The organism is Microbacterium sp., from assembly GCF_039812165.1.
Taxonomy (GTDB): domain Bacteria; phylum Actinomycetota; class Actinomycetes; order Actinomycetales; family Microbacteriaceae; genus Microbacterium.
This window is the reverse complement of sequence record NZ_JBDIAB010000182.1, coordinates 1-5,718: the sequence shown is the minus strand read 5'-3', so window position 1 is coordinate 5,718 and position 5,718 is coordinate 1. Positions and strand designations below refer to the sequence as shown.

The window sequence follows — 5,718 nt, the reverse complement described above, 5'->3', positions numbered from 1 at the left end:
GCGGTCTGCATCGCCCCCGTGACGATCGGCGAGTGGGCGCTCGTCGCCGCCGGCGCCGTGGTCACGAAGGACGTGCCGGCGCACGCGCTCGTGGTCGGAGTACCCGCCCGACGGATCGGCTGGGTCGGCGTCGCGGGCCGTCCGCTCGCCAAGGACGGCGACGAATGGGTCTGTCCCGTCAGCGGAGACCGCTACCGGGAGGCCGACGGCGCCCTGACCCCGTCCGTCTAGCCTCGCGTCCCCGGCCGGACGCGGCTCACGCATCCGCGCGGCATCCCCCATGATGGAAGGGGAGCACGCGCCCGTTCGGCGCGTGTCAGGGGAATGATCGATCAACGAAGGAAGCGTGCGATGCGCATATCCGTCATCGGCTGTGGATATCTGGGTGCGGTGCATGCCGCCGCGATGGCCGAGCTCGGTCACGAGGTCGTCGGCATCGACGTCGACGAGCGCAAGGTCGCCTCGCTCACGCGCGGCGAGGCGCCGTTCTTCGAGCCCGGCCTCCCCGAGCTGCTGACGACGCACGTCGCGTCGAGGCGGCTGCGGTTCTCGACCGACATGGCGGATGCCGCAGGCTCCGGCATCCACTTCGTCGCCGTCGGCACTCCGCAGACCAAGGGCGGGAACGCCGCCGACATGACCTACGTCGACGCGGCGATCACGGCCCTGCTGCCGCACACGAGCGCCGGCGAGGTCGTCGTCGGCAAGTCGACGGTGCCGGTCGGCTCCGCCGCGCGCCTGGCCGGACTGGTCGAGGCCGCGGGGACGGGCGCCGTGCTCGCGTGGAACCCGGAGTTCCTCCGCGAGGGCTGGGCCGTGAAGGACTCCCTCACGCCCGACCGCCTGGTCTTCGGCCTTCCGCCCGAGCCCGAGCGCGCCGAGGTCGCCGAGTCCGCGCTGCGGGATGCGTACGGGCCCGTCATCGGCACCGGCATCCCCCTCGTCGTCACCGACTTCGCGACCGCCGAGCTGGTCAAGGTCGCCGCCAACGCGTTCCTCGCGACCAAGATCTCGTTCATCAACGCGATGGCCGAGATCGCCGAGGCGACCGGCGCCGACGTGACCCAGCTCGCCGACGCGATCGGCCACGACGCCCGCATCGGGCGCCGCTTCCTCGGGGCGGGGGTCGGGTTCGGCGGCGGATGCCTCCCCAAGGACATCCGCGCGTTCACCGCGCGCGCCGAGGAGCTCGGCCGCGGCGAGTCGGTCGCGTTCCTCAAGGAGGTCGACGCGATCAACCTGCGTCGTCGCCAGAAGGTCGTCGACCACGTCGTGGACCTGCTGGGCGGCGAGCCGAACGGCAAGAACGTCGCGGTGCTCGGGCTCGCGTTCAAACCGCACTCCGACGACGTGCGCGACTCCCCCGCCCTCGACGTGGCCGTGCGCCTGAAGGGGCTCGGCGCGAACGTGCGCGCCACCGACCCCGAGGCGATCGCGAACTCGCGGGCGCTGCACCCGCAGCTCGACTACCGTGCGACGCTGACGGATGCCGTCGCCGACGCGGACGTCGTCGTCATGGTCACCGAGTGGGACGAGTACCGCTACCTCGACCCGATGGAGCTCGGCGCACTCGTCGCCGCCCGCAACGTCGTCGACGCCCGCAACAGCTACGACCCCGCCCGCTGGCGCGCCGCCGGCTGGACGTACCGCGGCCTCGGCCGGCGCTGAGGGCCGGCCGGGCGCAGCGGTGTCGGCAGATGCCGGTCGCGGGGCGCCAGGAGCGGGCACGCGCCGGTAATAGGCTGGCGGGGTGAGAATCCTCGTCCTCGGTTCGGGCGCGCGCGAGCACGCCATCATCCTGGCCCTGCGCGCCGAAGGGGCGGGGCACGAGCTGTTCGCCGCCCCCGGCAACGCCGGCATCGCGGCCGACGCGACGCTCGTGGCGGACCTCGACCAGAACGATCCGGCGGCGGTGACGGCGTACGCGAACGAGGCGCGCATCGACCTCGTGATCATCGGCCCCGAGGCCCCGCTCGTCGCGGGTGTGGCCGATGCCCTGCGCGGTCGCGGCATCCCGGTGTTCGGCCCCGGCAGGGCAGCGGCGCAGCTCGAGGGGTCGAAGGCCTTCGCCAAGCGCGTGATGGAGGCCGCCGGCGTGCCGACCGGTCGCGCCACGCGCGCCCGCACGCGCGCCGAGGTCGAGGCCGCGCTCGACGCGTACGGCGCTCCGCACGTCGTCAAGGCCGACGGGCTCGCGGCGGGCAAGGGCGTCATCGTGACCTCCGATCGCGACGCCGCGCTCGCCCACGCCGAGACGTACCTGTCCGGCGGTGGGGTGCTCGTGGAGGAGTTCCTCTCCGGCCCCGAGGTGTCGCTCTTCTTCGTCTCGGACGGCGACACCGTGCGCGCGCTCAGCCCGGCGCAGGACTTCAAGCGCGCCTACGACGACGACCAGGGACCCAACACCGGCGGCATGGGCGCCTACTCGCCGCTGCCGTGGCTGGCCGGCGCGTTCGGCGGCGAGGACGAGTTCGTCGCCGAGGTGACCCGCACGATCGCCGAGCCGGTGATCCGGCAGCTGGATGCCGAGGGCACTCCCTTCATCGGTCTCCTCTACGCGGGACTCGTCCTCACCGAGCACGGCATCAAGGTCATCGAGTTCAACGCGCGCTTCGGCGACCCCGAGACCCAGGTCGTCCTCGCGCGGCTCGTGACCCCGCTGTCGCGGCTGCTGCTGTCCGCCGCCGGCGGGCACCTCGAGGACGAGCCGGCGCCCGCCTTCGCCGAGGCCGCCGCCGTCACGGTGGTGCTCGCGAGCGAAGGCTACCCGGAGGCGCCGGTGACCGGTCGCGTGATCGACGGGCTGGATGCCGCGGCATCCGTCGACGGCGTGCACCTCGCCCACGCGGCCACGGCCGAGCAGGACGGCGCGCTGGTCGCCACCGGCGGACGCGTGCTCAACGTCGTGGCGCTCGGCAACACGTTCTTCGAGGCGCGCGAGCGCGCCTACCGCGCGCTGGGCGAGATCTCGCTGGAGGGCTCGCACCACCGCACCGACATCGCCGCCCGCGTCGCCCGGGACTGAGGCGACAGGCGGCGCCGCCGTGGACGACACCGTCATCCTCGTCATCGGGCTGGGACTCCTCCTCGCCGCCGGCTGGCTCGCCCTCGCCGCGATGTTCGGCATCCTGCAGCTGATCAGCTACTGGAGCATCAGACCGGCGAAGCCGCAGGCGTTCGCGCAGCGCCGGCACCGGCAGCGCCATCTGCGCGAGACCATCGTCCCGGCGGTCGCGGCGCTGGTCACCGGCCTCCTCGTGAGCGTGTCGGCCACCTACTTCGTGCGCGGCCTGGACGGCATCGCCACGGCGGCGGGGCGCACGCTGTTCGCGCCCGCGCTCCTGTTCCTGCTGCTCGCCGGCCTGCTGCTCGCCGTGCTGCTGCCCGTGCTGCTGCGGCTGAACGCGAACCTGTACGGCACGGCGACGACCCCCGATCTGATCGGGCCGGCGGCCGACGCGCTTCCGGGTGCCGAGCCCGACCCACGGGGCGCATGGTGCACTCTGGTCGGGAACTATCGCGAATGGTGGCGATTCCGCGGCTCGTACGCGTTCGGCTCCCGACCGCAGCGCACACCGCCGGTGCGGCTCAACCGCGCGCTCCGCGTCGTCCCGCGCGATCCCGCCCTCCCTCTGCGCCTCACGTGGCGGATGCTGTCATGGTCGCTGATCGTGTCGTCGGTCCGCAGCAGGCCGTTGCAGTTCGGCTGGGTCGCCCTGCCGACCGTCCTGCTGCCGGTGGGCATCATCGCGTTCTACGCGACAGGAGAGCTGATCGCCGACACCCCGGCCGAGCCCTTCGAGAGCGCGGCGTGGGGCATCGCCGTCGCGCTTGCGCTGAACCTCTTCTACTGGTGGACGCTGCTCGTGAGCGCGCTCCGCACGCATGCAGCGCGTCTCGAGGAGTGCGGTCGCGCGAGAGCGGCGTTGCGCGACGCGAAGGCCCGGATCGACGAGCACGAGGCCCGCGAGGCGCAGCTGGATCAGCTCATCGTGCAACAGGGGCACCTGCTCACGGCCGTGCAGGATCTGCGCGCCGAGCTCGCGACGGCCGTCGACGACCGGCATCGCGGCCGGTGGGGTCTGCCGCACCGCCTCGGATGGCCGCGCCGCTCGAAGGCCTGAGCGGGCGAGCTCGGCGAGGGCGCCGGACGCCGTCACGTCTCGCCGCAGACGGCTACAGGCGGGCGAAGGTGTCGATGTCGGCGAGGAAGCCCTCGACGTCGGCCTCGGAGACCGTCGCGCGCGTCGCGCCGAGCGCGCGGAGGTAGTCGGCGGTGGCGAGCGAGTCGGCGTCGCCGGCCTCCCCCGCCCGCAGCGCGCGGGCCAGCGCCTCCTGCGACGCGCGGCGCGCCGCGTACTCGATGTCGGCGGGCGTGAAGCCGTCGCTCGCCTCGACCAAAGCCGCGATGTCGACGTCGGCGATCGAGTCGGCGGGCACGTAGCGGCTCCAGATCGCGGTGCGCGCCTCGTCGTCGGGCAGGCCGATCGGCAGCACGTAGTCGAAGCGGCCGTGACGGAGGAAGGCGGCATCCAGCGCCCGCACGAAGTTCGTGGCGCAGACGAGGAGCCGGCCCTCGCTCTCGCGGAACTCGGCGACGAGCTTGAGCAGCTCGTTCGTGACGCCCTGCGTGGGCGAGGGCGGCGTGCCGCCGCGACGCGAGGCGATCTCCTCGACCTCGTCGATGAACACGACGGCGTGCTCGAGCTCGCCGATCGTCTCGAACGTCGAGCGCAGGGCGCCGGCGAGGCCGCCCGGACCGTCGGCGAGCCGAGAGGGGAAGAGCTCCACGAACGGCCAGTCCAGCCGCGAGGCCACCGCCTTCGCGAACGTCGTCTTGCCCGTGCCGGGAGGTCCGAAGAGCATGACCGCGCGCGGCGGCACGACGCCGAAGCGGTCGGCGAGGTCGGGGCGGGAGAGCGGCGTGACGAGGCGTTCCTCGAGGAGCTCCTTCTCGCGGCGCATGCCGCTGACCGCGCGCCACAGGTGCCGCGGCAGGATGCGGCCGCCGACGTCCTTGAGCAGGTCGAGCTCGCGGCGCTGCACCGGCATCCGCCGCTCGAGATAGCGCACCGAGTGCAGCACCTCGAACCCGTTCGCGGTGAGCGCGGCGACCGGGTCGTCGTCCTCGCCGACCAGGATCGAGAGCTTGCCGAGACCCAGCGGCGCCATGCGGCGCTCGAGCGCGTCGAGCAGCGCCGCGGCGGCGTGCTCGGCGTGCGGACCGGGCACGACCTCGAAGAACACGATCCAGCCCTGCGCGTGCGCGGCGCGCCCGACCGCGGTGCCGACGAGCCGGTCGCCCTGGATCGCGACGACCGCGTGGTCGGCCTGGCACGAGGCGATGACCTCGGCGAGCGAGTAGACCGGCGCGTCGTCGCCCCGATGCGCGTTCTCCCACAGACGCACGATGGCGTCGAGGTCGTCGTCGTGGAAGTCCCTGATGTGCGTGCGGCTCACGCGCTCATCCTCGCACAGATCGGATATGTCCTGACATATACGTCACGGCACCCCTCGCCCGGCTCGGCGATCACCGCGAGACGACAACTGTGCGTCGAGACTGCGCGCTGGGCATGCAGTCTCGACGCGCCAGTGAATTCTCGCGGATAGTGCGGATGCCGGAGGCGGGGGAGCGGGCCAGCGCGGCAGGCCGCGCCGGCAGGTCAGCGGGTCAGCGGGGCAGGCGAGGGCCGCGCGGCGGGTCAGCGGGGCGCGGCG

4 protein-coding genes and 1 pseudogene are annotated in these 5,718 nt (G+C 73.4%); 4 read left to right on the top strand and 1 reads right to left on the bottom strand.

Annotated features, from left to right (window positions below; genetic code table 11):
* From WML84_RS12245 to WML84_RS12230, 4 genes and pseudogenes are all read left to right on the top strand, one after another.
* Window positions 1-231 (top strand): annotated as a pseudogene (locus WML84_RS12245) (N-acetyltransferase); the annotation flags it as partial.
* A gap of 120 nt (window positions 232-351) precedes the next feature.
* Window positions 352-1,668, top strand: a complete 1,317-nt coding sequence (locus WML84_RS12240) for a UDP-glucose/GDP-mannose dehydrogenase family protein (protein WP_347346423.1) — start codon at window positions 352-354, stop codon at window positions 1,666-1,668.
* Window positions 1,669-1,750: 82 nt separating this feature from the next.
* Window positions 1,751-3,025 (top strand): phosphoribosylamine--glycine ligase, encoded by a 1,275-nt coding sequence (gene purD, locus WML84_RS12235; RefSeq protein WP_347346422.1) that lies wholly within the window; start codon window positions 1,751-1,753, stop codon window positions 3,023-3,025.
* Window positions 3,026-3,044: 19 nt separating this feature from the next.
* Complete coding sequence (locus tag WML84_RS12230; protein WP_347346421.1) at window positions 3,045-4,124, top strand: hypothetical protein; 1,080 nt, start codon at window positions 3,045-3,047, stop codon at window positions 4,122-4,124.
* A gap of 52 nt (window positions 4,125-4,176) precedes the next feature.
* On the opposite strand, the gene WML84_RS12225 is transcribed toward WML84_RS12230, so the two are convergent.
* Window positions 4,177-5,460: an AAA family ATPase gene (locus WML84_RS12225; RefSeq protein ID WP_347346420.1), complete on the bottom strand. Its 1,284-nt coding sequence runs from the start codon at window positions 5,458-5,460 to the stop codon at window positions 4,177-4,179.
* Between the last annotated feature and the right edge of the window lie 258 nt (window positions 5,461-5,718).

What these genes read in the sequence shown, in the direction of transcription:
- WML84_RS12240 (WP_347346423.1), top strand. Translation starts at nt 352, where the DNA reads ATGCGCATATCCGTCATCGGCTGTGGATATCTGGGTGCGGTGCATGCC.